Below are 26639 nucleotides of genomic sequence, written 5' to 3' on the forward strand. Positions count from 1 at the left end.
TTAGACGGGACGAACATGGACATCGCCGGCCATGACCTTCTCCATCCCGCCCTCCGTTTCAACGATGAGATTGCCGTCGTCATCGATATCGGCTGCCGTCCCCGTAAAGGATCGGTTGACAGAACTCACAGAAACCTTCTGTCCGAGCATGCACGAAAGAATTCTCCACTGCGCCAGGATCGGGGCAAAACCTTCCTGACAGACCGTATGATATAGCTGCTCTAATTCCGAAAGAATCGTCTGCAGAAGTTCGGCCCGGTGAACGGCAACGCCTTCCATGGCAAAGCTGGTAACGATATCTTTTAAGTCTTCCGGAAGATCACCTTCCGTGATACCGGTATTGACGCCGATTCCCATGATGATGTAGTTGACCTTTTCAGCCGATCCGTTCAATTCTGTCAAGATGCCGACCATCTTACGGCCGTGGATCAAAATGTCATTGGGCCACTTGATGCCGCAGTCTGAAAGGCCGTGAGCACGCAGAGAGCGGGCCAGGGCCACGGCAGCCAGCAGCGTCATCTTAGAGACTTCCATCGGCGGAATCGCCGGCCGCAGGATGACCGAGAACCATAAACCCTTGGCAAAGGGAGAATGAAAAGAACGGCTTAAACGGCCGCGGCCGCCAGTCTGTTCTTCGGCAATGACGACAGTCCCTTCGGTCGCTCCGTCGTCGGCCAGTTGTTTGGCGACGTTATTCGTCGAATCGACCCGTTCCCGATAGACGATATGCTGTCCGAATTCGGACGAAGCCAAGCCTTTTTCCAGGGCTTCCGGAGACAAGAGTTCCGGTGCTTCGCGCAGGCAATAGCCCTTTTTCGTATACGATTCAATGACGTATCCCTTCTGCTTCAAGGCCCGTATATGCTTCCACACCGCCGTCCGAGAGACGCCCAGCTGCTCAGAAATCTGCTGGCCCGATACGAATTCATTTTGGTGTTTTCGTAAAAAGTTGAAAATATCTTCCCGCATATTCATTCGTCCCTCCTACTGCCGCTTTTCAGACCATGCCCATGGGGTATCCTATTGCGGCGGTAACATGCTCATCATTTATTTAAAAATTGTATCATACCCCATATGCCTGTCAAGGCGTCACGCAAAAAGACTGCCGCATGAGGATAAAGCTCATACGGCAGTCTTTAAACGGCCTTGAACTAAGCCATGATAAACTTATTTATTCGTATCTTTGTCGTCCTTTTCATCGTCCTGATGGGTCAAGCCTTCAGTCAGGCCTCCCTTAGGAACGGGGTTGCCCCAAGGACTGATTTGGACTTCCGTCTGTTCCTGCTGAGGAGCTTCATCGACAGGCGTTTCACCTTTCGATTCCGAAGCCGGTTCTTCTGCAGTCGGTTCGGCATCGGCGGCTTTTGTTTCGACAGTTTCTGCCGGCTGGACGTCTGTATCCGCAGCTTCCGTATCGCCGGCTTCAGTCACTTTTTCTTCAGGGGCTTCGAGAGTCCCGTATTTGACCAAATTATCGACTTGCTGACGGTTGATCGTTTCGACCTCTATGAGAGCGTCGGCCATCTTATTCAGTGTATCGAGACGTTCGTGCAGCATATGGAGGACATCGGCATAGGCTTCCGATACAATATCGTGCATTTCCTTGTCGATCAGTTCAGCCACACTGTCGCCGTAATTGCGTTCGTGGCCGAGACTCTTGCCAAGGAAGACCTGATCCTGTTGTTCGCCAAAGACCATGGGGCCCAATTTAGGACTCATGCCCAGGCGGGTGATCATCTGGCGAGCAATGCGGGTAACGCTCTGGAGGTCGCCCGATGCACCGCTGCTGATTTCGTTGAAGACGATTTCTTCAGCAGCCCGGCCGCCGAGGGCGACGCGGATCTGTGCCAGGTAGTAGGATTTCGTTTCATACGACCGGTCTTCTTCCGGCAGCATCATCGTATACCCGCCGGCACGGCCGCGAGGAATGATCGTGACCTTGTGTACCGGGTCAGCGTCCGGCAAGAGGTAGGCAATGAGGGCGTGCCCCGATTCATGGACAGCGGTCAGGCGTTTTTCCTTATCGCTGATGACGTGGCTGCGCCGTTCCGGCCCGAAGCTTACCTTTTCACTGGCTTCTTCCAGTTCCGGCATGTTGATGATTTTCTTATTGGCTCTGGCAGCAAGGAGCGCCGCTTCATTGAGCAGGTTCCCCAGGTCGGCACCGGTAAAGCCCGGTGTCTTCTTGGCGATGATGTCGAGATCGACGTCCTTGCCTAAGGGCTTACCCTTAGCATGGACTTCGAGGATAGCCCGACGGCCGCGTAAATCAGGGCGGTCGACGGTAATCTGACGGTCAAAACGGCCGGGACGAAGAAGGGCCGGGTCAAGGATATCCGGACGGTTCGTCGCAGCAATGGTAATAATGCCTTCGTTGGAACCGAAGCCATCCATTTCGACCAACAGCTGATTCAAGGTCTGTTCGCGTTCGTCATGACCGCCTCCGAGGCCGGCACCGCGCTGGCGGCCGACGGCATCGATTTCGTCGATGAAGACGATACAGGGGGCATTTTTCTTGGCCTGTGTAAATAAATCACGGACACGGGATGCACCGACACCGACGAACATTTCGACGAAGTCAGACCCGCTGATACTGAAGAAAGGCACACCGGCTTCTCCGGCTACGGCACGGGCCAAGAGGGTTTTCCCGGTGCCCGGAGGGCCAAAGAGAAGGACCCCTTTCGGAATCTTGGCGCCAATGGCATTATACTTGCTGGGGTTGCGCAGGAATTCGACGATTTCAGCCAATTCTTCCTTGGCTTCATCTTCGCCGGCAACATCTTTAAACGTGACTTTGATCTTTCCTTCACCATGCATCTTGGCATGGCTTTTGCCGAAGTTCATGACCCGGCCGCCGCCTCCCTGGGTCTGCTGCATAATGAAGAACCACACGGCGATGAGTACCAAAATCGGCAGGACTGCCGTCAGCATATTCATCCACCACGACGGTTGTTCAGGCGGCTTGGCAATAACATTGACATCAGCATCTCGCAGGGCCGGTAAGAGCGCTGCATCCGTCGGGGCATACGACGTAAAGGACGTTCCGTCTTTCAGTTGACCGACGATAGCGTGATCGGCGGTAATCTGGACGGCATCGACTTTTTTCTGCTGGACCTGACTCATGAAATTCGTGTAAGAAATTTCCGATTTATCAGTCTTGTTGCTCGTAAGGGCATCTATAATCGATACGGCGACGATGATGATGAGTAAGTATAAACTTACATTCCGCACAAATTTACTCAAAATACTGCTCCTTTCACCTAGTTTATGACATTTTTTTCTTTATTCTAACCAACACAATTTTATATTACCACACTTCTTTAAAAGCAACAACTTATTTTATACAAAATAGGTAGACTTCCTTACTTGGAGTATACTTCTTCCTTCAAGACACCGATGTAAGGCAGGTTGCGGTAGCAGCTGTTATAGTCGAGGCCGTAGCCTACGACGAAGGCATCGGGAATTTCAAAACCGTTGTAGTCGACAGGGACTTCAACCTGGCGCCGAGCCGGTTTACTTAAGAGGGTAGCTAATTTCACCGAGCGGGCCCCCCGTTCCTTCAACATCGGGACGAGATGGCTCAAGGTAATGCCCGTATCGATGATGTCTTCAACGATGAGGACATCCATCCCTTCGACGTCGTTATCGAGGTCCTTACGAATTTCGATGTCCCCCGACGATTCCGTCGAAGCGCCGTAACTGGAACAGCTCATAAAGTCGAAATAGACAGGACCGTCGATGGCGCGGGCCAAATCGGTAAAGAAGGTGACGGCTCCTTTCAAGATGCCGCAAAGGAGGATCGTCTTTCCGGCATAATCTTTCGTAATCTCGGCGCCTAATTCGCGAACGCGGGCAGCAATCTGTTCTTCTGTAAGTAAAATTTCTTTGATATCCTGATGCATCTTGATTCCTCCGAAAAAAATTAAATTACCGTCGCCCCTTTTGGCGGGGAACGGCCGGACCCATGCAGAGTGCGGTCCGTGTCGTATAAGCACAAGCTTTGCCGCACTGAAACTGTTTGCCTGTTTCCTTGGCAGCTAAAGCCCGTATAATTTCAACATAATGAAAGGGAAGGTCCTTAAAAGACCCGGTTGCCTCCTGCCAGAGCCGTCGTATCAATCGCCGCTGCAGCGAAAGAGGCTGAGACAGTAATTTGCGTCTGTCCAGGGCCGGAACGCCGTGATCCGGACAGGCAATATCCCGATAGACTTGCTCGGTACAGTCCTTCAAAAAAGCTTCATCCGCCCGGACTGTATCAGACAGGCGGTTGAGGTCGGCCGTAATGGCCGGGTTATATCGTGTTAAGGCAGGCAGTAACTCTAAGCGAATGCGGTTGCGGTGGTAGCGCGTACTGTCATTGGTTTCATCGTGACAAGAGAGGATCCCTTGTTCGGCAGCATATGAAGCAAGCTCGGCTTTCGTAAAGCCCAACAACGGGCGTATGATGTCCCCCCTTCTCGGCTCCATGCCGCACAGGCCTTGAAGACCGCTGCCGCGAAGGAGGTGGAGCAATACCGTTTCGGCTTGATCGTCACCGTGATGGGCGACGGCAATCGCCGAAGCGCCGCAGGCCCGCTTCACAGCGCGTAAAATTCGGTAGCGTTCCCGCCGTCCCACCGCCTCTTCTGACATTTTTTCACGACGGGCGAGAGCCGGCACATCGACGTACTGCCAAGCAAAACCGCAATGACGCTTCAAGGCTTCGCGGCGAACAAAGTCGACTTCGGCATCAGCAGCAGCCCGAATGCCGTGGTGGACGTAGCAGGCCGTCAGGCGCAGGCGATATAACGGGGCCAGGCGGCTCAATACATCGAGGAGGACCATCGAATCCGGTCCGCCCGAACAGGCAACGAGAACGGCACTTTCCGGCTGCCATAAGCTGTGCTGCCGGTTGTAGTCCGCAACGTCTTCGACGAGGCTCATAACCGGCCTTCCTTCGAGTTCCAGGCCGCATCGTGAAAGGAATGACGAAAGAAGATGCCCTCCATGATGTCCCGTTCACTGGCCATGACGGCCGGAATTTCATAGCGCTTTAAGAACGACTTGGCAATGATTAGACCGGCTAAGATGATTTCGCTGCGCTTGGGCTGAAGGCCCGGTACATGGCGCCGTTCTTCCGGCGTCATGACACGCAGTTTCTCAATGTGCTGACACAAGGATTCATACGACACGACGTGACCTTCGACCTTTTTGGCGTCGTAAACGTCGAGCTTTAAATCCAGGGCGGCCAACGTCGTCAAGGTACCGCCAACACCGATGAGGACTTGCGGCGTCTCACTCATAGGGATGGGAAGCCACATCTTATGACATCGGTTTTCCAGGTGAAGGACGTCGTCTTCCTTGAGGACGTCCTTTTTCGTGAACCGGACGGCGCCCATGGCATAACTGTGAGACCAGCATAAGATGCCTCGTTTGCCGACGGCGACTTCACTGCTGCCGCCGCCGATATCGAGAATGGCCGCCGTCTTTTCGGGATCGATAAACTTCGTCGCCCCCGTAAAACAGAGGGACGCCTCTTCAAGGCCTGAAATGGCCCGGCAGTGCCAGCCGAAACGGGCTCGTACTTCTGCCAAAAAGGCCTGGCCGTCAACGGCTTCACGAACGGCACTGGTAGCGACGGCACAGACGGGTACGCCGGTAAGCTTTTTCTTCCAGCCTTCCATGGCAGCAAAAGACGCTTCCATTCCGTCAGCCGACAAATGGCGTGTTTCGTCGATGCCTTTCCCGAGCTGGGTCGTTGCCAATTCTTTCGGCGAAAAAGTCCACGTCCCGGGAACTTCCTGCCAGCCCGTCATGAGGCGCAGGGAATTGGAGCCAATGTCGATGACGGCATATTTCTGATACTCCATAACGTCTCCTTTCAAATCAAAAAGAGGCCGTCGCACGATACGTGCGGCGCCTCTTTCTGCACTCCGCTATTCAATACTTATCAATCAGCATGGCGAGCGCCGCGGCCGCCGCGTTTCGATTCTGTATTGCGCTTCAAATCCATCAGGCGTTCATCGCTTTCCTTCAGGAATTTGCTGAGCCGGTCTTCAAACGACAGCGAACCTGACGAGCGGCGTGAATCAAAACCGTTATGCTGGCGGAATTCGTGTTTCTGCCGCATATCACGTTTCGGGCGGAATTCCTTCTTTTCAGGAGCCGCCTGGGTCTGCTTAATAGACAAGGCAATCTTTCCCTTATCATCGACAGACAACACTTTGACGCTGACCTTATCGCGAACTTTCAAAAAATCATTTACATCTTTGACATACTCATTAGCGACTTCAGAAATATGTACAAGACCTACTTTCTTATCCGGAAGTTCTACGAATGCGCCAAATTTTGTAATCCCCGTAACGGTACCTTCTATCACACTGCCTACTTCAATTGTCATGCTGTTTTAATTTCCTCCTTGTGATATTCAGCATAGCTGTTGAACTTCTCTTACTTATAGAAGTGAAAGATTCTTAAGAAGTTTGATACACGGACTAACGCCTGATAGATTTATCCCGAAGGAACTCACTATCAGGATACCCTTATTCTTAACGGGCTGTCCAAAAGCCCGCTACACGGTCGTTAAAAAACTTCCGCTTACTTTCGTTTTTGTACCCGTCATGATCCACGTTGTGTCACGCTGCGGCCAAGGCAAGTATTGCCCGAGATAGCGCTAAGGCTATTGTTTTGTTATCGTTTTTGGTTACGCAGAAGACTAACTGCGACCATTCATCCACCATCTTAGAGATGGTGGCCTCCTGATAGATACTTTGATAAACGTATATGGTCATTATACTCATAATTTCCCAAAAATTCAATTCCCAAAATGGAAGAATCGACAAACTTTTACGGCTTATAAGGGATTTCGTCAGGCTTGGCCAATCCAAATTGTTCCCGTGCTTCTCGTGAGACTTCCTCGGGATCATTGAGCTTATCGTACTGCGCTTTAAGCCGCGTATTTTCATCCCGCAAGAGCTGTTCCTGCTGCAGCGTTTGATTCATATCCTCCCTGATTTCCCAGACTCGGTAGAGCCGGACCCCAATGAGATAAAAACCGACAATAATGATGCCTATGAGAAACAGATTGTACCAGCTCAGCTGCCGAAACCGACTGAACAGACCGGGACGGCGCTTTTGACGAATCCGGCGGCGCTTCTTCCGACGCACAGGCGGCCGATACTCTTTGGACTCCACCCAATCACCCTTTCTAAAAAATGATAGTCTAAGAAAAAATCTTATCCTATAGTATACATGGGTTTGGGAACAAGATAAAGTTTTTTTGTAAAATTCCTTTTAAAATACCGGCAGGTTATATATAATAAAAACACGTATCTTGTATCTTTATCCGAGGGGGAACTATTATGACATACGAAAAAATAACACCGGAAATCATAGAAAAGTTAAAATCCATCGTCGGCCCGAAAAACGTCGTCACCGACACGGACGCCATGCAGCCCTATTCCCATGACGAAGTAACCGACCCGGCCTACCACCGGATGCCGGAAGCCGTCGTCTTTGCCGAAAAAGCAGAACAAGTCAGTGCCGTCTTAAAACTGGCCAATGCCTTTCGCTTCCCCGTCGTCCCGCGCGGTGCCGGTACCGGCCTTGCCTGTGGCGCCGTCCCGGAATACGGCGGCATCGTCTTGTCCTTAGAAAAGATGAATAAAATCCTTGAAATCAATCCCGAAGGCCTCTATGCCGTCGTCGAACCGGGCGTACGCACATCGGACCTTCAGGATGCCGCCGAACAGCAGGAGCTCTTTTATGCCGGCGATCCCTGCAGCGGGGACTCGTGCTTCATCGGCGGCAATATCGCTACCAATGCCGGCGGCAACCGAGCCGTCAAATACGGGACAACCCGCCACCAGGTATACAGTGTCGAAGTCGTAAATCCTAAAGGCCGCATCGTAACCCTCGGTGCCCGCCTGCAAAAACAGTCGACGGGCTACTCCTTAGACCAGCTCATCATCGGCTCAGAAGGCACGTTAGGCATCATTACCAAAGCGACTTTGAAACTGGTCCCCAAGCCGAAATACGCTCTCGATTTACTGGCTATTTTCGACGACCGTAAAAAAGCCATGGGCGTCGTTACAAAACTCATCAAGGCCGGCATTACGCCGACCTGTGTCGAATTCATGGACAATATCACCATCAAATCCGTCGAAAAATACCTCAACGAAACGCTTCAAGGCAGTGACAACGGCAACTATATCATCGTCGAAGTCGAAGGGACCAACGAAGACGACCTTGACGACAAAGCCGTCATCCTCGACGAAATCTGCACGGAAAACGGAGCTTCCTCGGTCCTCGTCGCTGACCACAATAAGATTTGGCAGGCCCGCAAGGCCTTTGCCGAAGCCGTCCGCGCCGAAAGCCTCATCGTCTGCAAAGAAGACGTCGTCGTCCCCGTCGATCAGGAATCCCTCCTCCTCGATGAAATCCTGCGTCTTGCCAAAAAGTACAACCTCATTACCCGCATCGCCAGCCACGCCGGCGACGGCAACATCCACCTGAACATCTTAAAAGGCGACGATGAAACCTATGAAGAATGGGATGAGCGGGTCAAGGCCAACCAGCAGGAACTGTACGCCTTCATTTATGCCCACGGCGGCCGCCTGTCCGGCGAACACGGCATCGGCTATAAGCGAAAAGCCTTGATGAAAGAATTCACGGATCCCGGTGAACTGGAAATGATGATGGACATCAAACGGGCCCTCGATCCGAACAACATCTTAAACCCCGGAAAGATCTTCGACATCGACGAAAAAGCCTGAGAACCAGCGCCATGGCTATGACTTGCAAAAATCACGACTACCGTGTATAATACAAAACAGAACTGAATAAAACGTATATCTTCAGGGCAGGGTGAAATTCCCGATCGGCGGTACAGTCCGCGAACGCATCAGCGTAGGAGCCATAGGGCTCGTGATTTGGTGAAACTCCAAAACCGACAGTATAGTCTGGATGGAAGAAGATGTGGCGTGCTGCTTTGGCAGCCTGCCTTACATTGCATAGAAAAGCCCTGAGCCGTTATCGGCGCAGGGCTTTCGTTATAAGGAGGTCTTTATTTTGACGACAGAAAAACGTAAATTCAATACCATTGAAGAAGCTATCGAAGAACTGCAGGCCGGTCATATCGTCATCGTCACCGACGATCCGGACCGTGAAAATGAAGGGGACTTCATCTGCGCAGCTCAGTACTGCACGACAGAAAACATGAACTTCATGGCCAGCCACGGCAAGGGCCTGATCTGCATGCCTATGAGCATCGAATATGCCCATAAATTAGGCCTGCCGCCCATGGTCAGCGAAAATACAGATAACCATGAAACGGCCTTCACCGTTTCCATCGACCACGTCGATACGACGACAGGTATCTCGGCTGTCGAACGGGCCCTCACAGCCCGCAAATGCGCCGAAGAATCGGCTCGTCCCGAAGATTTCCGCCGTCCCGGCCACAACTTCCCCCTCATCGCCAAAAGAGGCGGCGTTTTGACCCGCAACGGCCATACGGAAGCAACGGTCGACCTCCTGCGCCTGGCAGGCCTCAAACAAGTCGGCCTGTGCTGCGAAATCATGGCCGACGACGGCACGATGATGCGCACGCCGTCCCTGTGGGAAATTGCCGATAAGTACCACTTAAAATTCATCACCATCCACGATTTGCAGAACTACTGCCGCCGCCACGACAAACACGTCATCCGCGAAGCCGTCGCTAAGATGCCGACCAAGTACGGCGAGTTCAAAATCTACGGCTACATCAACGACCTGACGGGCGAACACCACGTCGCCCTCATCAAGGGTGACATCGGCGACGGCAAGAACCTCTTGTGCCGCGTCCACTCCGAATGCCTCACCGGCGACGTCTTCGGCTCGTGCCGCTGCGACTGCGGTGAACAGCTGGCAGCCGCCCTCAGCCAGATCAACGCCGAAGGCCGGGGCATCTTGCTCTACATGCGCCAAGAAGGCCGCGGTATCGGGCTCATCAATAAGCTCAAAGCCTATGTCCTCCAGGAACAGGGATACGATACGGTTGAAGCCAACGAAAAACTCGGCTTTGCCCCCGACCTTCGCGAATACTGGATCGGCGCTCAAATGCTGCAGGATATGGGTGCCAAAGAAATCCGCCTGTTGACCAACAATCCGGAAAAGATCTACGGCCTCGAAGGCTTCGGCGTAGAAATCGTCGAACGCGTCCCCATCGAAATGGAACCGCAAAAATTCGATGAATTCTATTTAGAAACCAAGAAGAATAAGATGGGCCACATCCTTCCCCATCTCCACTAATCCTTAGATATATAAAAAGGCAGGGATTGCCGATATTCCGCAATCCCTGCCTTTTTTTCTACCCTTATAACAAGGAAAATTGATCTTTATGATAATCGATGAGTCCGTCTTTTTTCATCTTACTGAGTTCCGCCGATAAGGCGCTGCGGTCGACGGATAGAAAATCGGCCATCTGTTGCCGATTAAAGGGCAGTACAAAGGTGGCCTTCCCCTTATCCCGCGCCAGGTTCGACAAGTAGAGCATGATTTTCTGCCGCGTCGAGCGCTGGGTCAAATAGCGCATCTTTTCTGTAAGGAGTCGATTCTTTTCAGCCATGAGGCCCAAGAGATTTCCCGTAAACTGTGCCTCAGCCGGCGTCAAGAGATGGCCGCCGTGGAGGACATTGGCCACATAGATCTGAATGATGACCGCATCAGAGGCCGCCACGACATCGACCGTCGCCGGCGCCTCGGGAAGACAGGCAAAGGCTTCGCCAAAAAAGAAGCCTTGTGGGATTTGAGACAGAATATTCCGATTGCCCCAATAATCTTCCTGAATGATATGGACCGAACCTTCGAGAACCAGCCCGATATAGGTGACCGGATCTCCGGAATAAAAGAGAAACTCCCCTTTTTTATAGTTTTTCTGCCTGACTTTTAAATCCTGCAAAAGCGGCAGGACATCGTCCTTGGCGACGCCGCGAAAAAGAGGCGATTTTTCGATAAGGGAAAGATGTTGTTCCATTAGCAGCACCTCCTGCTGAATAAGTTGGAAAAACAACGGCAATATCCGTCAACATAACGTATACTAACATTATCAACGAAACTGCCGATGGAGGAAATGACTATGATACGTAAAATTATACAAATTGATCAAGAAAAATGCAATGGCTGCCGTGCCTGTGTCGACGCTTGTCACGAAGGAGCCATCGCCATGGTAGGCGGCAAGGCTCAGCTCATACGCGACGATTACTGCGACGGCTTAGGTGACTGCCTTCCCAACTGCCCGACCGGGGCCATCACCTTCGTCGAACGCGAAGCCGCTGACTACGACGAAGAAGCCGTCAAAAAGAACATGGCCGCCCAGGGCCGTGTCTATAAAGGGCGCTGCCCCGGAAGCGAAGCCCATGCCGTAACCCCGGAAGCTGCAAAAGAATCCCGTCAAGGAGAGGCTTCACAACTCCGTCAATGGCCGGTCCAGCTCAAACTCGTCCCGCCTCATGCCCCTTACTTTAACGGCGCCCGTCTCTTGATTGCTGCCGACTGCACAGCCTATGCTTATGCCCGTTTCCACGACGATTTTATCAAGGGCCATATCACCCTCATCGGCTGTCCCAAGCTCGATGACATCGACTATTCCGAAAAACTGACGGAAATCATTCGCCAGAACGCCATTCAAGACGTCACTGTCGTCCGCATGGAAGTCCCCTGCTGCCGCGGCCTGGAAATGGCCGTAAAAAAAGCGCTGGACCAGAGCGGTAAATCCCTTGACCTTCAGGTCAAAGTCATCAGTCCCGACGGAAGGATAACGGCCTGACCGATAACGCTATATATAGACAAAAAGATGCTGCCGCAAGTGCGACAGCATCTTTTTTGGTTAAACGTTCCATTCTTCTTTCAGTGTGGATAAACACATGAACGTCTGCGAAGAAGCGACCGTCGGAATTTCATTCAGTACCTGCATGAGGAAATGTTCCAAATCATCCGGTGTCTTTACGAGCACTTTTAACAAGTAATCGAAGGCGCCGACGACGTGATGGCATTCCAACACTTCAGAATACTGAACGATTTTCGCACGGAAATCTTCGTCATCGCCCGACCGTTCCAGGTTGACCATAATGAAGGCGGTCACGTTGTATCCCGTCTTGCGGCGGTTTATCTTCGCACCGTAGCCTTCAATGATGCCGTTGTGTTCCATCTTACGAATTCGTTCGGCAACGGCGGGAATGGACAAGCCGACAACTTTACTTATTTCTGTTGCCGATGCTTTTCCATTTCGTTTCAAAATCATTAAAATCTTGTCATCAATATGATCCATCTGCCAATACTACCCTCCATAGCTTTAAAATCTATTATACCTATATTATCTTACAAAGATCGCAAAAAGTAAATAGACTTAAAGTTATTAATTATTTATTCACTATACTTTTTACTTCTATGGAAGTCTTTTTATTCTGAAATATGAAAATCAGCATTTAGATCAGAGAAATGATCTCGGAATCCGGGTGTCATATAAATGGCATTATCCGTTCCGGTAATTTCACAGTCCACACCTTCCATACTGTGGACCAAGTCAAGGCCTTTCTGGGGCCCCAAAACGAAGACGATGGTCGTCAGCATATCACTGAGCATGCCGGCATGGGGCACGGACCCATCGATAATGATAGAGTCGCTCATGACACCGGACTGAGCCGGATAACCCGTACGAGGGTCAAAGATGTGATGGTAGCGGACACCGTCTTGGATGAAGTAGCGTTCATAATCACCGGACGTGGACAAGGCCTGGTTTTCAATGGCGACGATCCCCAAAAAGTCCTGGTTATTATCCGACCGGGGATGCTTGATACCGATGTTCCACGGCTTTCCCTTGGTCGTCTTGCCGACAGCATACATCGAGCTGGCCCCGAGATTGATGAGGCCGCTTTCAATGTGGTGCTTTTCGTAAATCTTGCGGATTTCATCGACGGCATAGCCCTTAGCGACACCGCCTAAATCGATGGCCATCCCCGGTTTTGCCAGCATGACGCTGTGGTCTTCCGGCCGCAGGAGGATATCTTTATAATTTACCTTCATCAATGCCTGGGAGACCTCTTCCGGCGACGGCACATGCTGGTCGGCATTGCCGATATGCCACAAGTTGGTCATGACCCCAATGGTAATATCCCATTCTCCCTGACTCTTGGCCGAATAGTCCTTGGCGTATTCAATCATTTCATAAATAGCCGGATCTACCTTTACATAGTCCTTACCGGCAGCAGCATTGATGCGGCTGACGTCACTGTCTTCATTTTGACCGGCCAATTTATCTAAGACAGCCAGCCGCTCGAAGCCTTCATCAACGGCTTCTTTCGCCTCCTCCCCGGTCGCCCGGAGAGAGACCGACGTATCCATGGCGACGCCGCTCCTATCAAAAGAAGACTCCGGATGCAAGGTGCATCCGGAGCTGCTTAATACGATGAGGAACGCCATGGTGAGAAGAACCCATACATACCGTTTCTTACCCATCTATTAACCTACTTTTTCTTCTTTCTTGAAAGAACCTTTGATCATTTCATTGATAGCGCCTGTCGGACACTTGGTCATGCACGTAGCGTTGTCGCAGTTGTGGCAGACAGCCTGATTGACGACGGCCAAATGGTCGACGATCTTGATAGCGCCTTCTTCCTGATGGGAGCAGTTACGCATGCAGGAACCGCAGCCGATACACATCGCTTTGCAGTTCTTCATGGCAGCAGCGCCAAAATCTTTGGAGCTGCAGCTAATAGCAACTTTGGCACTGATCGGCAGCAATTCGATGACGTGGTTCGGGCAAATGGAAGCGCATTTGCCGCAGCCCGTGCAGAGACGTTTGTCGATAACCGGCAGTCCGTCTTCCCCCATGTGCATAGCACCGAAGGGGCAGGAACGGGTGCAGTTACCAAAACCTAAACAGCCGAATTTACAGAACTTCGGACCCTGCTGAACGATTTTAGCAGCAGCACAGTCATGAACACCTTTGTATTCATAAGCCAGTTTTGCGATGCCATTGCCGCCGCGGCATTTGACGTGGGCAAATTTCGGTTCCGTAGCTTCCGCAATTTTACCGGTCAATTTAGCGACGATTTCAGCAACTTCTGCCTTACCGGGAACGCAGAGGTTCGGCGCAACATCAGGATCAAGGACGACAGCTTCTGCATATTTTGCACAGCCGGCAAAGCCACAAGCACCGCACTGACCTTGAGGCAGTGCTTCTTTTACTTCGCCGATAAGGGGATTTTCTTCCATAGCGAATTTCTTATCCGCACTTGCAAGGATAAAACCGAATACAAGGCCGATACAAACCATGACGACGACGGCCATGATTGCAATAAATGAGTAATCCATAATCAGTTTTCAACTCCTTTTGCCTTAAATCATGCCGGAGAAGCCAAGGAAAGCCAACGACATCATGCCTGCAAGGACAAAGGCGATCGGTGTCCCCTTCATAGCATGAGGGATATCGGCAAAATCCATTTTTTCACGGCAGCTTGCCATCAAGATAAGGGCAATGGCGAAACCAATGCCGGCACCGACAGCGAAGATGATGTTTTCGAGGAAATTATAGCCACTGGTAACACTGATGACCGGGACGGACAGAACGATACAGTTCGTCGCAATCAGCATGAGGTAAATCCCCCACATGTTATACAGTGTCGGAGACTGTTTCTTGATGATGATTTCCAACAGCTGTACGAAGCTTGCAATCAAGATAACGAAGGAAATCGTCCGTAAGAAGGTCAGGTTAAGCGGAACGAGGACCCAGTTGTACAGACTCCAAGCTAAGATGGTACTCAAGGTGATAACGGCCGTAACAGCGAAACCCATCCCGACCGAAGCGTTCAAGTTTTTCGAAACGCCGAAGAAGATACACAAGCCGAGGAACTTGGTCAATACGAAGTTGTTAATCAAGACAGCCCCGATAAACAGCGTAAAGTATTCCATTATCCTTCACTCCCTTTCAGTTGTCTCTGTCTTTCAACACGTTCATTCCAAATCTTGAAGCCAGCCATGATGAAACCGATCAGCATGAAGGCTCCAGGCGGCAGTGCCATGATCAGAGCCGGCTGGTAAGACGGACCGAATACTTCGAGACCAAAGAAGGTGCCGTTGCCGATGACTTCACGGATGCAGGAAATGATGAACATAGCAATGGTGAAGCCCATGCCCATGCCCATGCCATCGAGGAAGGAAACGACGACGCCGTTTTTCGATGCGACCGATTCAGCACGAGCCAAGATGATAGCAAATACGACGACCAAGTCGAGGTATACGCCGAGGGCTTTGTACAGATCAGGAGCATAAGCCTGTAAGAACAGCTGTACACAGGTTACGATCGTAGCGATACACGTAATATAAACCGGAATACGTACTTTTTTGTTGATCAATTTGTGAATGATCGAAACGACGACGTTGTTGGCGGTGATAACGAACCATACCGTAAAGCCCATGGTCAAACCGTTGACGATGCTCGTCGTTACAGCAAGGCCCGGGCACAGGCTCAAGGCCAAGACGAAGTACGGGTTTTCTTCAATAATGCCTCTAGTAAAGATTTTCCAAAGATTCATTATTATTTACCCCCCATCTGTGCTGCTTTTTCAACAGCCTCTTTAACGCCCAAGGTGAAGGCACGGGAAGAAATCGTTGCACCAGTCAAAGCCTGGATCTTATCTTTTGCGCTTCTGTCCTTTGTGACTTCAAGACCGGCAATTTTCTTACCTTTAAACTGATCTTTGAACGGAGATTTTGCGCCTTTGTCGCCAAGACCCGGCGTTTCATTGGCTTCGAGGACCGTGTAGTCCATAACCGTACCGTCCATGGATACAGCCGTCAAAAGCTTAATCGGACCGCCGTATCCTTTCGGAGCCGTCGGAATGATGTAAGCGACTTTCTGGCCGCCTTTTTCAGCAATAAACGTATCTTCTTCGCCCTGTACAGGAACGAATTTGTCAGCATCGGGAACGAGGGTCTTCATCGAATCCTGTTTCATCTGTTCTGCTTTTGCCGTAGCAATCGGGCCGGTGATGAAGAAAACGACACCGATAATGCAACCGGAAACAAGGCAGGTAAGGATAAGGTTCATTGCGACCTTAAAGATCCCGCTTTCGTTTTTGTCTGCCATTTTATTTAGCCCCCTTTGTCTTTACCGCACCAAAGACAGTCGGTTTAACCAAGCGGTCGATGAGCGGAGTCAAGGTATTCATGAGCAAGATGGAGTAGCAAACCCCTTCAGGATAACCGCCGAGTACACGGATCAAAACCGTAATGAGGCCGCAGCCTAATGCGAAGATGACCTGACCTTTAACGGTAATCGGAGCCGTGACCATATCGGTTGCCATGAAGAAAGCACCAATGATAAGGCCGCCTGCCATCATCTGGAAGAGGGCAACGTTGGCACTGCCGTATACAGCACCGGTGAGGATACCGACAGTGGCGATCATGACGACCGGAACCTGCCAGTTAACATAGCCTTTGTAAATCAGCCATAAGCCGCCGAGGATGAGGAGAACCGTAGAGGTTTCACCGAGGGAACCGTTACGGAAACCGAAGAACAGGCTCTGGTAAATGCTGCTCCAGTCATTCGTACCGAAAAGCTGGAACAGGGCATCGGAACCGCCGTGTTTGAAAACGTTCAAAGGAGTTGCACCGGCAACGCCGTCGATGACCGTACCGTTGACCTGTGTCCAGGTGGTCATAGCCACCGGCCAGGAAACCATCAGGCCTGCACGACCGACATGAGCCGGGTTGAAAATATTGTAGCCGAGGCCGCCCATAGCTTGTTTACAGACGACGATAGCCAGGAAGGAACCGACGATACTCATCCACCAAGGAAGGCTCGGAGGACAGGTCATAGCCAACAGAAGGCCGGTGATGACAGCGGAACCGTCGGTAATGGTGATGCGTTTGTGCATCGCCTTTTCCCATAAGAATTCAAAGATAACAGCCGAGACAATTGCGACGATGATATTGACGAGAGCATTGACACCGAAATAGTAAACGCCGAACGCAGCAGCCGGTACGAGAGCGGCAACAACATTCCACATGATTTTAGGAATCGTTTCGTTACAGCGAACATGCGGTGAAGATGCTACGGTAAGTTTGATTTCCTGCATGTCTTTAGCATCCTTTCCATTTGTTTGTCCTTTAGCTTCTGGACTCATGATATCCCTTCTTCCAATTAGTTATTGGCTTTCTGTGCTTCTGCTTTCGCCTGCGCTTCGCGCTGCATTGCTTTGCACTGACCTTTTGCATTGCGGATATACTGGACAATATTGCGTTTTGCCGGGCAGGTATAAACGCAGCTGCCGCATTCAACACAGTTCATGACGCCGTATTCCATGCATTTATCCCAAGCCTGGCAGGACGAGAAGATGCTGAGCTGACTCGGAACGAGGCCCATCGGACATGCTTCTACGCAGCGGCCGCAGCGGATACACGGAGATTCTTCGCCGGCCTGGCATTTTTCCGGAGAGAGTGCCAGGATACCGGACGCACCTTTAGTAATCGGTACATCGAGCTGATACTGAGCGAGCCCCATCATCGGGCCGCCGGCAATCAGGCGATCCGGTTTTTCGGTAAAGCCGCCGCAGTAGTCGATAACTTCCTGGAAGGTAGTACCAATGCGAAGACGGAGGTTTTTCGGTTCTTTGATGCAGTCACCCGTAACGGTCGTAAGGCGTTCGATGAAGGGAATACCCTGACAGACAGCATCGGTGATAGCGATGACGGTGCCGACGTTGCTGACGACGCAGCCGACGTTCATCGGGAGTCCGCCCGGTTCTACCTGACGGCCCGTGCAGGCTTCGATCATCATTTTTTCAGCACCCTGAGGATACTTGGTCTTGCAGGCAACAACCGTAACTTCGGGAATATCTTTGAAAGCTTCGGTCAGGTTCTGGATGGCTTCCGGTTTGTTGTCTTCGATTCCGATGAAAGCCGTTTTAATTCCGAGCACTTTCATGCAGATCTGGACACCGGTTACGAGTTTGTCCGTCGTTTCCTTTTCTACCATCGCACGGTAGTCACAGGTCAGGTACGGTTCGCATTCGGCGCCATTGACGATGAAAGTATCAACCGGTTTGTTCGGAGCCAGTTTGACGTGAGCCGGGAAGGTAGCACCGCCACAGCCGACGACGCCAGCTTTTTTGATGAGTTCCAGGATTTCTTTGCTGTCGAGCTGTTTCCAGTCGTGAGCTTCGGGAAGTCCTTCAACCCATTCATCCTTACCATCCGCTTCAATGACGACAGCCATGCACTGAACCATCATGTTGTGCGGCATCGGCGCAACTTTGATGACTTTGCCGGACGTAGATGCATGAATGTCGGCATGCAAGAATGCGTCACTGGTCCCGATAAGCTGTCCCTTTTTAACCATATCGCCAACTTTGACGGTCGGTGTACAGGGGGCACCAAAGTGCTGGCTCATGGGAATGACGACTTGAGCCGGTACTGCCGGGGTTTCTATGGCTTTATCTTTTGCATAGATCTTGCCATCGTCAGGATGGACCCCACCTCGTTTAAAGGTATTCAACATCAAAAATCACCTCATTATTATATAATGAAAAATAATAAAAACATGAATCATGCTTCCAATCGCTTACATTATATCATTATGTAGCGTATTATTCAATGTGAAAATCGGAGCAAAGTTTCACATTTAACTTATTTTTATGATATGCAATGCGAAAGAAAAAGAAGTCCAAAGTCGTCCGAATTTAAAAAGATATTTTGGTTTACATTTCTTCATACAACACCTATTTTGTATAGTATAAATGGCCATTTTATGGGATTTTCAAGGATGTGGAATAACAAATAAATAGTTTACAAACCCTTTTTCAAAGGTCGTAATTTATCACATTTTTAAAGAAAATAACGTTTTGATATATGTTCCGCGAGGCACATATATTATGTATATTATATTCATATATGACATGATACCCCATAGCGGTTGTATCTTTATACCTTGTATCCCGAAATTAGAATGGCCGCGCAGAATTTATACGATATTTGCAAGATTCATGAAAATATACAACACGTAAAAAGGACGTCCCCAAAAGAGACGTCCTTTTTACAATGACAGGCACTTGCTTTATTATTTTTTCAAACCGAGGGCCGCTTTGATCAGGCCGTTGAACAAGGGATGAGCCTTGGTCGGACGGGATTTAAATTCCGGATGGAACTGGCAGCCGACGAACCAGGGATGATCCTTGATTTCGATGATTTCGACCAAACGGTCGTCAGGGGACGTACCGGACAAGATCAGGCCGGCATTGACCATTTCCGTACGGTACTTATTGTTGAATTCCCAGCGGTGACGATGGCGTTCATAAATGAGGTTGGCATCGTATACTTCCTGGGCCTTCGTACCATCCACCAGTTTGCAGGGATAGAGACCGAGACGCATGGTACCGCCTTTTTCCGAAATATCAACCTGGTCCGGCATGAGGTCGATGACCGGGAATTCAGCGTCTTCACAGAATTCCGACGACGTAGCCCCTTTGAGGCCGACGACGTTGCGGGCAAATTCCATAACAGCACACTGCATCCCCAAGCATAAGCCGAGATAAGGAACCTTATTTTCACGGGCATACTGGACTGCGCGGATTTTACCTTCGATGCCGCGGTTGCCGAAGCCGCCGGGAACGACGATGCCGTCTATCCCTTTAAAGACTTCTTCCATCGTAAGTTTCGGGTCTTCCAAGGTTTCCGAATCGATCCAGTGGATATTGACCTTGGCTTTATTGGCGATGCCGGCGTGATTCAAGGCTTCGGCAACGCTGAGGTAGGCATCGTGAAGGGCGACGTATTTACCGACTAAGGCAATTTCCAACGTCTTTTCGGTATTGTAGATCGATTCGACCATCTTCTTCCAGTCTTCCATGTCGCAGGGACGGTTGGGCAGGTCGAGTTTTTCCAAAACGATGCGGTCCATCCCTTCTTCCGACAAGAGGAGCGGAACTTCATAGATGCTGTTCAAGGTCTTGTTTTCGATGACGGCATCTTTATCGATGTCGCAGAACAGGGCCAATTTATCTTTCATTTCATCCGATAAGGCCCGTTCCGTGCGGCAGACGATGATATCCGGCTGGATACCGATGCTGCGCAGTTCTTTTACACTGTGCTGGGTCGGTTTGGTCTTCAATTCACCGGCAGCACCGATATAGGGAACGAGGGTGACGTGGATGTACAAGACGTCGTTGCGGCCAACTTCCTTCTTGATCTGACGAATGGCTTCCAAGAAAGGCAGGCTTTCAATATCACCGACGGTACCGCCGATTTCCGTAATGACGATATCGGCATTGTCGTCGTCGCCGACGCGATAGACGCGGTTCTTGATTTCATTCGTAATGTGCGGAATAACCTGTACCGTATGGCCCAGATAATCACCGCGCCGTTCTTTCTGAAGAACGGACCAATAGATTTTACCGGTCGTGACGTTGGAGTTCTTGCCGAGGTTGATATCAATGAAGCGTTCATAGTGGCCGAGGTCGAGGTCCGTTTCGGTGCCGTCGTCGGTGACGAAAACTTCACCGTGCTGATAAGGGCTCATCGTGCCCGGGTCAATATTGATATAAGGGTCAAACTTCTGGATTGTAACCTTGTAGCCGCGGTTCTTCAGCAACCGGCCTAAGGAAGCCGCTGTAATGCCTTTCCCTAACGAAGAAACGACGCCGCCTGTTACAAAGATATATTTAGCCATATTTCCTCCCTGTCGAGCTTCTGCCCACTGCGAATCAAAATCCATATCATAACTTATCATTTTATTATATTACATTTTTTCAGGAGCAGAAACCCCTAAAATAGCCAGGCTGTTGGCAATGGTAATGCGTACAGCCGTAACCAAGGCCAGCCGTGCTTTTTCCAAATCCTTGTCTTCTTGAATAATACGGCAATGATTATAGAAAGCATGGAACAAGCTGGCCAGTTCGTGAACGAAATGAGCGATGCGGTGCGGTGCCCGTTCACGAGCCGCATTCTGGATTTCTTCCGGGAACGCAGCCATTTTCTTGATCAATTCCAATTCATAGTCATTGGTCAAGGTATCCCATTTGACGTCGGACCAGTCGCTGTCTATGTCGGCACCGGCTTCTTTAGCCTGACGATAGATACTGTAAATCCGAGCGTGAGCATACTGGATATAGTAAACGGGATTTTCATTGCTGTGTGATTTAGCCAAATCCAAATCGAAATCGAGCTGCGTATCGAGAGACCGCATGATGAAGAAGTAGCGGGCTGCATCGGTGCCGACTTCTTCGATGAGTTCATTTAAGGTAATGGCCTGACCGGTACGCTTGCTCATCTTAACTTGCTGTCCGTCTCGGAAAAGGCTTACCATCTGCAGTAAAAGGACTTCCAATTGAGCTGTATCATAACCAAGGGCTGCCATGGCAGCCTTGACGCGGGCGACGTAACCGTGATGGTCGGCACCCCAAATATTGATCATGGTCTTAAAACCCCGATCGTACTTATTCTTATGATAGGCAATATCGGCAGCCAAATAGGTCGGAACACCGTTATCACGGATGACGACGCGGTCCTTATCATCGCCGTAATCTGTCGACTTCAGCCACAAGGCACCGTCTTTTTCATAGATTTTCCCCCGCCCCTGCAGAACATCGCAGGCTGCCTTGATGGCGTCCGGATGGAGCGTCCGTTCGCTGAACCAATTGTCATAAGAAACGTTGAAGTGTTCCAAATCCCGCTTAAGGGCCTTCAGTTTTTCGACATAGGCCCGGTCTTTAAACAAGTCAAGCCGTTCTTCTTCCGGCATGTCGAGGTATTTATCGCCGTCCTGATCAATAATGGCCTGAGCCGTTTCAATGATGTCGTGGCCGTGATAACCATTTTCCGGAATTTCAGCCGGCCGGCCCAAGAGTTCCAGGTACCGAGCATTGACCGACGCCGCCAAATTATTCATCTGGTTGCCGGCATCATTGATATAGTATTCAGACTGGACGTTATAACCGGCTGCCCGCAGGAGATTGACCAAGGTACTGCCATAGGCGGCACCGCGGCCATGGCCGACGTGGAGCGGTCCCGTCGGATTGGCGCTGACATATTCGACTTGGACCGAATCATCCTCGCGCAAAGGGGCCTTGCCGTAAGCATCGCCGGCGGCCAGGATTTGTTTCAGCGTATCGTAAATGACGTCGTTCTTTAAAAAGAAATTTATGAAGCCGGCTCCGGCGATTTCAGCTCGTTCCAGCCAAGGATAATCCATTTCATCGACAATGGCCTGGGCAATGAGTTTCGGAGCTTTATGGGCGACGCGGGCCGACTGCATGGCGATATTGCTGGCAAAGTCACCGAACTCTTTCTGCGGCGGCACTTCCAAGGCAACACTCGGATAATCACCGGCCGGAAGCGTCCCTTTATCCATGGCCTTATTCAAGGCTTCCGTAATTCCCTGCTTCAATAAATCCTTCATTTCCATTACGCTTTATCCTCCTGCACAGTTATGGTTAATTGAGTATACATGGAACTGATATCTTCAATATGGACGTCATAGCCCAGATAGATCGTGCCGATACCATCCTGGAGATCGGTACGGCATTCATAGGTTTTCATCTTCACGTCAAACGTGCCAACCGGTGTTTCATACTGGGAGTAGGTTACCTTTCCCTTATGAAATTCCTGCCGCTGGCGAAGTTTCCCCAGACGCAACAATAAGACGGACCCTCCGGGTAAGACCTTGATGACCGTCGTAACGCCTTTCATTTCTGTCAGTTCGCTTTCTTCGTAGACGATATACTGGGTACCGTCTTTGATATAATACTTACCTTCAGAAACGAGCTCTATTTTCAGCTCTTGCCCTTCCGGGTCGCGTTGGATACTCTGTACACTTACTAAGACAGGTTTCAATGTATTCCACCTTTCCTATCACCAATCCAATGTTACTATTATATATCAAGTGCCGGGAAAAAGAAACACTTTTTTTCATTTCATTTCAATGAGGGTCGGCCAATATTTTTTAGGCATGAAATTGCGGCGCAGGGCCTCATTTTTCCGCGAAGGAATGGCAATCGTGCGGTAATAATTCTGCCAAGCCCGTTCAATGGCCAGCTCATCATCTGACAATTCCGGGTCCGCCTGTACGTCAGGAATCGTCACCATGACGGGCTTTTCCCGGTCGTAATAGACACCAAACCCCCGGCCCGTATCGTGGAGAACCCAGCGTTCGCCCGGAAGGCGGCGGATAAAGTGCGGTGCCATGACCGGAATGACGCAGCACGTCGGCTTCAGCCGGCAGTAAAGCATGCCGTCGGACAATTCCTGAAAGCGGGCCAGTCCCAAGAGTTTATGGCGCTCGTTACCCGTCTTCCGTGCCCATTGGCAGACCGTCCAAATATCGGCCTCGCTGCGGTGATTGAGAAATGTCCCTTTATAATAAAAAGCCTTCCGCAAATAGCCCAGTAAGATCATCCCACCTTTTTTCGGTTCCGACAAAAAGGCATAGTAGAAATAATGACAGGCCTTGGGTCCGCATTGCCGCAAAAGGCCGTCCAGGATGCGCCGGGCCTTGCCGTCGTCAGTCGTAACAAAGCGTGACTCGGAAAAAAGTGAGGCCTCCTCGGCTTCCAAACAGATATCCTCGATTTGATGCACACCGTCATGCCAGCCGTCAAAGACGGCCGACAGGTACCCGAAAAAACTTCCATCGTAAGTATATATCATAGCATTGCCTCTAAAATAAACTCATGGGCTCGTAAGCAGACGGCTGCTTCTGTCCCGATAAGAGCATCCTTCGGACATAGGCCGGATCCGTCGAAAGACCGTAGTATCTCCCCTTGCAGGTAATAAAATAGCGGGCCCTTTTTAACACGACACCTAAGCGCTTCAGACTGTCATAAGACAGGAAGGCCTGACGGCGGGCAGCGCAGATACGGCGGGCTGACACGACGCCGATGCCGGGCACGCGAAGCAAATCATGGTACGAAGCCCGATTGACTTCAAGGGGGAAAACTTCCGGATGGCGCAGAGCCCAACAAGCTTTCGGATCGAGATCCAAATCGAAGTTTGGAACCTCATCGGTCAAAATTTCTTCGACGTTAAACTGGTAAAACCGCATCAGCCAGTCGGCCTGATACAGTCGGTGTTCCCGAAGAAGGGGCGGCTCTGCAATAGCCGGCAGATTGGAACCCGTCACGGCCGGCACATAGGCCGAATAATAGACGCGCTTCATATCGACCTTGTCATACAAGGCCTGGCTGAGGCGCAGGATTGTCCGGTCGCTGTCCGGCGTCGCCCCGACGATGAGCTGTGTCGTCTGACCGGCCGGCACAAAGGACGGCACCTTCTTGTACCGTTTTTTTTCATCACGCCACTGATCAATGCCTTCACGGATATGGCCCATGGGAACGAGGATATTCTCTTTGGTCTTCTGCGGTGCCAAGAGTTTTAAGCTCGACGAGGACGGCAGTTCGATATTGACACTCAAGCGATCGACGTAACGGCCTAGTTCTCGAATCAAAGCCTCACTCGTACCGGGAATTCCCTTCATATGGATGTAGCCATTAAATTTCTTTTCTTCCCTCAGGATTCGCGCCGTCCGGATCAACAGCTCCGTCGTATAATCGGGCGATTGATAGACGCCGGAACTGAGGAACAGCCCTTCAATATAGTTGCGCCGGTAAAAGGCGATGGTCACATCGGCGATTTCTTCCGGCGTCAAAATAGCCCTTTTCGCGTCGCGGCTCGCAGCATTGACACAGTAGGCACAGTTGTAGATGCAGTGATTAGTCATGAGGATCTTTAAGAGGGATACACACCGCCCATCTGACGACCAGGTGTGACAAATGCCGCAGGCCGCTGCATTCCCGATACCGCCGGCCTTATTCGCTCTGTGGCTGCCGCTCGATGAGCAGGACACGTCATATTTCGCAGCATCGCTTAAAATATGCAATTTTTCTTCGATTCGTTCCCAATCCACAATCCTCTCGCCTCCTCGTGCAGCTGCAGCCCTCTATGGGTTTAAAAGAGACTGCCCGACGAAAGCATGGGCTTTCTCAAGCAGTCCCCTTGTCCATTATAAATTCAAACCTTCACGCAGTTTTTCAAATATCTTCTGTTCGTCTTCCGTCAAATCACGGCCCAAGTCGATGTGCAGCTCTTCGCCGTTGCTGCGGGCTTTGTCCTGTTCGTGCTTGTCACCGCTTTTGGCACTGTCGTCACGAATGATCATCGTACCACCTCCTATCGTATTTTATATATTATACCACATCGACGGGGCATCCTAAAAGACAAATGACGCCATTTATCGAAAAAATGTTCGCATTAGTGAAAGAAAAAACTGCCCACCATGAAACAGACAGTTTCTTGAGTCAAAAATCGACTCAGAAGCCCTTTTTCATGATGGACAGTTCATTGATTAATCCTTAGATCAAGGTTTTCGGATCGGGATACTGTTCGATGCTTTCTGCCATTTTATCGGCTAATTCATCCATCAGGCATTCCTGATCGTCACGCATAGACGACTTCAGATCCATCGTCGGTTCGAGGAGTTCGCAGCACTTAAATTCGTTTTCTACGTAATCGGCCATAGTCTTATACGCAGCCGATGCCCAGCTGTGGCAGGCAACGATTCCGATAGTGCGTTTCTGGAACATGAGAGTCTTCAAGTCGTGGAGGAAGTTTTCCATGGGCAGGAAGAGGTTCAAGTTATACGTCGGGGCAGCCAGGATCAAGTGGCTGTATTCCCAAGCCTTAGCGGTAACGAAAGAAGGATGGACTTTGGCAACGTCGTACATGCGAATATCGCGGACGCCGCGGCGGCTCAATTTATTAGCCAGGACGCAGGCAGCTCGTTCCGTATTGCCGTAAATAGAAGAAAATGCGATGACGACACCTTTCTTTTCCGGTACGTACTGTGCCCAATGCAGGTGTTTGTCGACGATATACTTAACCGTTTCCGGCGTACGGAAGACGAAACCGTGGAGCGGGCAAATGATATCGATGGGCAGCTTGGACGCTTTTTTAAGGACGTTCATGACCTGCGGGCCATATTTTCCGACGATATTGACATAGTAGCGGCGAGCTTCATCGAGGTAATTTTCTTCAAAATCAGCCTGGTCAGCGAAGACGTTGCCGACGGTACCGAAGTGGCCGAAGGCATCGGCGCTGAACAGGACGTGATCCGTTACATCATACGTCATGATGACTTCCGGCCAGTGAACCATGGGGGCTTTGATGAACTGCAGGGTGTGCTTGCCCAATTTCAGCTGATCGCCTTCGTTAACGGTCATGTAGCGATCCGGCATAGGATGGCGGAAGAACTGTTCAAAAAGCTTAAATGTAGACGGCTGGCCGACGATCTTGGCTTCCGGGTATTTTTCCAAGAGAGCCAAAGCCGAGCTGGCGTGGTCCGGTTCCATGTGCTGGAGAACAAAGTAGTCCAGTTTGCGGCCTTTGAGCAAGTATTCTACGTCTTCAAGAAATTCGTCACGGCACGATTTATCCATAGCATCGATGAGGCACGTCTTTTCATCATCGATGAAATAGGTATTATACGTAACACCCTGAGGAAGGGGAAAAATCCGTTCAAACAATTCCGTACGGAAATCGTTGCATCCCACCCAATAGATACCGTTTTTAATTTCTTCTACACAATGCATATATGTATAACCTCCTTAAATAGTAGCAGCACATCTATGCTGTAATGT

Annotated in this window: 26 protein-coding genes and 1 riboswitch; of the genes, 3 read left to right on the forward strand and 23 right to left on the reverse strand. The window is 50.5% G+C overall.

Going from position 1 to position 26639, the window contains the following annotated elements; genetic code table 11:
* The 7 genes from A0U42_RS00460 to A0U42_RS00490 form a co-directional block, all read right to left on the reverse strand.
* A complete protein-coding gene (locus A0U42_RS00460) occupies window positions 1-969 on the reverse strand; it encodes a biotin--[acetyl-CoA-carboxylase] ligase (protein ID WP_065359468.1) in 969 nt (322 codons plus the stop codon).
* 198 nt (window positions 970-1167) lie between these two features.
* The gene (gene ftsH, locus A0U42_RS00465) at window positions 1168-3243 is read right to left on the reverse strand and encodes an ATP-dependent zinc metalloprotease FtsH (RefSeq protein WP_065359449.1); all 2076 of its coding nucleotides are present in this window, start codon (window positions 3241-3243) and stop codon (window positions 1168-1170) included.
* Window positions 3244-3362: 119 nt separating this feature from the next.
* On the reverse strand, window positions 3363-3902 hold the full coding sequence (gene hpt, locus A0U42_RS00470; RefSeq protein ID WP_065359450.1) for a hypoxanthine phosphoribosyltransferase: 540 nt from the start codon (window positions 3900-3902) through the stop codon (window positions 3363-3365).
* A gap of 25 nt (window positions 3903-3927) precedes the next feature.
* Window positions 3928-4923 carry a tRNA lysidine(34) synthetase TilS gene (tilS, locus tag A0U42_RS00475; protein WP_065359451.1) on the reverse strand — a complete coding sequence of 332 codons (996 nt, stop codon included), beginning with the start codon at window positions 4921-4923 and terminating at the stop codon, window positions 3928-3930.
* The gene (locus A0U42_RS00480) at window positions 4920-5849 is read right to left on the reverse strand and encodes a phosphatase (protein WP_065359452.1); all 930 of its coding nucleotides are present in this window, start codon (window positions 5847-5849) and stop codon (window positions 4920-4922) included. Before A0U42_RS00480 ends, tilS begins: the two co-directional genes overlap by 4 nt.
* Before the next feature lie 80 nt (window positions 5850-5929).
* Complete coding sequence (locus A0U42_RS00485) at window positions 5930-6379, reverse strand: S1 domain-containing RNA-binding protein (RefSeq protein ID WP_044504595.1); 450 nt, start codon at window positions 6377-6379, stop codon at window positions 5930-5932.
* Window positions 6380-6825: 446 nt separating this feature from the next.
* Window positions 6826-7146, reverse strand: coding sequence for a septum formation initiator family protein (locus A0U42_RS00490; RefSeq protein WP_225070030.1), 321 nt, complete (start codon window positions 7144-7146; stop codon window positions 6826-6828).
* A 194-nt stretch (window positions 7147-7340) separates the two neighbouring features.
* Between A0U42_RS00490 and A0U42_RS00495 the strand changes: the two genes are divergently transcribed.
* Window positions 7341-8753 carry an FAD-binding oxidoreductase gene (locus tag A0U42_RS00495; RefSeq protein WP_065359453.1) on the forward strand — a complete coding sequence of 471 codons (1413 nt, stop codon included), beginning with the start codon at window positions 7341-7343 and terminating at the stop codon, window positions 8751-8753.
* A 73-nt stretch (window positions 8754-8826) separates the two neighbouring features.
* A riboswitch (FMN riboswitch) is annotated at window positions 8827-8959 on the forward strand.
* 89 nt (window positions 8960-9048) lie between these two features.
* On the forward strand, window positions 9049-10266 hold the full coding sequence (locus A0U42_RS00500) for a bifunctional 3,4-dihydroxy-2-butanone-4-phosphate synthase/GTP cyclohydrolase II (protein WP_044504601.1): 1218 nt from the start codon (window positions 9049-9051) through the stop codon (window positions 10264-10266).
* A gap of 64 nt (window positions 10267-10330) precedes the next feature.
* Here A0U42_RS00500 and A0U42_RS00505 read toward each other — a convergent pair whose 3' ends face one another.
* Window positions 10331-10990: a Crp/Fnr family transcriptional regulator gene (locus A0U42_RS00505; RefSeq protein WP_065359454.1), complete on the reverse strand. Its 660-nt coding sequence runs from the start codon at window positions 10988-10990 to the stop codon at window positions 10331-10333.
* Between the two features lie 102 nt (window positions 10991-11092).
* Between A0U42_RS00505 and A0U42_RS00510 the strand changes: the two genes are divergently transcribed.
* Window positions 11093-11782 (forward strand): 4Fe-4S binding protein, encoded by a 690-nt coding sequence (locus A0U42_RS00510; RefSeq protein ID WP_065359455.1) that lies wholly within the window; start codon window positions 11093-11095, stop codon window positions 11780-11782.
* A 60-nt stretch (window positions 11783-11842) separates the two neighbouring features.
* On the opposite strand, the gene A0U42_RS00515 is transcribed toward A0U42_RS00510, so the two are convergent.
* The 15 genes from A0U42_RS00515 to A0U42_RS00580 all read right to left on the reverse strand — a co-directional run bounded on the left by A0U42_RS00515 (window position 11843) and on the right by A0U42_RS00580 (window position 26591).
* On the reverse strand, window positions 11843-12283 hold the full coding sequence (locus A0U42_RS00515) for an Lrp/AsnC family transcriptional regulator (protein ID WP_044504607.1): 441 nt from the start codon (window positions 12281-12283) through the stop codon (window positions 11843-11845).
* Window positions 12284-12414: 131 nt separating this feature from the next.
* The gene (locus A0U42_RS00520; RefSeq protein ID WP_083122074.1) at window positions 12415-13356 is read right to left on the reverse strand and encodes an FAD:protein FMN transferase; all 942 of its coding nucleotides are present in this window, start codon (window positions 13354-13356) and stop codon (window positions 12415-12417) included.
* Window positions 13357-13473: 117 nt separating this feature from the next.
* Complete coding sequence (gene rnfB, locus A0U42_RS00525) at window positions 13474-14328, reverse strand: RnfABCDGE type electron transport complex subunit B (protein ID WP_044504612.1); 855 nt, start codon at window positions 14326-14328, stop codon at window positions 13474-13476.
* 24 nt (window positions 14329-14352) lie between these two features.
* Window positions 14353-14925 carry an electron transport complex protein RnfA gene (locus A0U42_RS00530; RefSeq protein WP_154254092.1) on the reverse strand — a complete coding sequence of 191 codons (573 nt, stop codon included), beginning with the start codon at window positions 14923-14925 and terminating at the stop codon, window positions 14353-14355.
* Window positions 14925-15548, reverse strand: coding sequence for an electron transport complex subunit RsxE (gene rsxE / locus A0U42_RS00535; protein WP_044504616.1), 624 nt, complete (start codon window positions 15546-15548; stop codon window positions 14925-14927). The genes A0U42_RS00530 and rsxE overlap by 1 nt, the downstream gene beginning before the upstream one ends.
* Window positions 15549-15550: 2 nt before the next feature.
* Complete coding sequence (locus tag A0U42_RS00540; protein WP_044504618.1) at window positions 15551-16102, reverse strand: RnfABCDGE type electron transport complex subunit G; 552 nt, start codon at window positions 16100-16102, stop codon at window positions 15551-15553.
* A 1-nt stretch (window position 16103) separates the two neighbouring features.
* A complete protein-coding gene (locus A0U42_RS00545; RefSeq protein ID WP_044504620.1) occupies window positions 16104-17141 on the reverse strand; it encodes an RnfABCDGE type electron transport complex subunit D in 1038 nt (345 codons plus the stop codon).
* A gap of 17 nt (window positions 17142-17158) precedes the next feature.
* The gene (gene rsxC, locus A0U42_RS00550) at window positions 17159-18514 is read right to left on the reverse strand and encodes an electron transport complex subunit RsxC (RefSeq protein WP_044504622.1); all 1356 of its coding nucleotides are present in this window, start codon (window positions 18512-18514) and stop codon (window positions 17159-17161) included.
* A gap of 558 nt (window positions 18515-19072) precedes the next feature.
* Entirely contained in the window at window positions 19073-20680 is a 1608-nt protein-coding gene (locus tag A0U42_RS00555) for a CTP synthase (RefSeq protein ID WP_044504624.1), read from the reverse strand.
* A 69-nt stretch (window positions 20681-20749) separates the two neighbouring features.
* A complete protein-coding gene (argS, locus tag A0U42_RS00560) occupies window positions 20750-22414 on the reverse strand; it encodes an arginine--tRNA ligase (RefSeq protein WP_065359457.1) in 1665 nt (554 codons plus the stop codon).
* Window positions 22414-22842 carry a DUF1934 domain-containing protein gene (locus A0U42_RS00565; RefSeq protein WP_176698823.1) on the reverse strand — a complete coding sequence of 143 codons (429 nt, stop codon included), beginning with the start codon at window positions 22840-22842 and terminating at the stop codon, window positions 22414-22416. Before A0U42_RS00565 ends, argS begins: the two co-directional genes overlap by 1 nt.
* Before the next feature lie 75 nt (window positions 22843-22917).
* Window positions 22918-23655 (reverse strand): TIGR03915 family putative DNA repair protein, encoded by a 738-nt coding sequence (locus A0U42_RS00570; protein WP_065359458.1) that lies wholly within the window; start codon window positions 23653-23655, stop codon window positions 22918-22920.
* A gap of 10 nt (window positions 23656-23665) precedes the next feature.
* On the reverse strand, window positions 23666-24910 hold the full coding sequence (locus A0U42_RS00575) for a putative DNA modification/repair radical SAM protein (RefSeq protein WP_141669480.1): 1245 nt from the start codon (window positions 24908-24910) through the stop codon (window positions 23666-23668).
* A gap of 96 nt (window positions 24911-25006) precedes the next feature.
* Entirely contained in the window at window positions 25007-25162 is a 156-nt protein-coding gene (locus A0U42_RS11610; RefSeq protein WP_176698824.1) for a hypothetical protein, read from the reverse strand.
* Window positions 25163-25355: 193 nt separating this feature from the next.
* The gene (locus A0U42_RS00580) at window positions 25356-26591 is read right to left on the reverse strand and encodes an FprA family A-type flavoprotein (RefSeq protein WP_044504725.1); all 1236 of its coding nucleotides are present in this window, start codon (window positions 26589-26591) and stop codon (window positions 25356-25358) included.
* Window positions 26592-26639 lie beyond the last annotated feature (48 nt).

The organism is Megasphaera sp. DISK 18, assembly GCF_001682955.1.
Taxonomy (GTDB): Bacteria; Bacillota; Negativicutes; order Veillonellales; family Megasphaeraceae; genus Megasphaera; species Megasphaera massiliensis.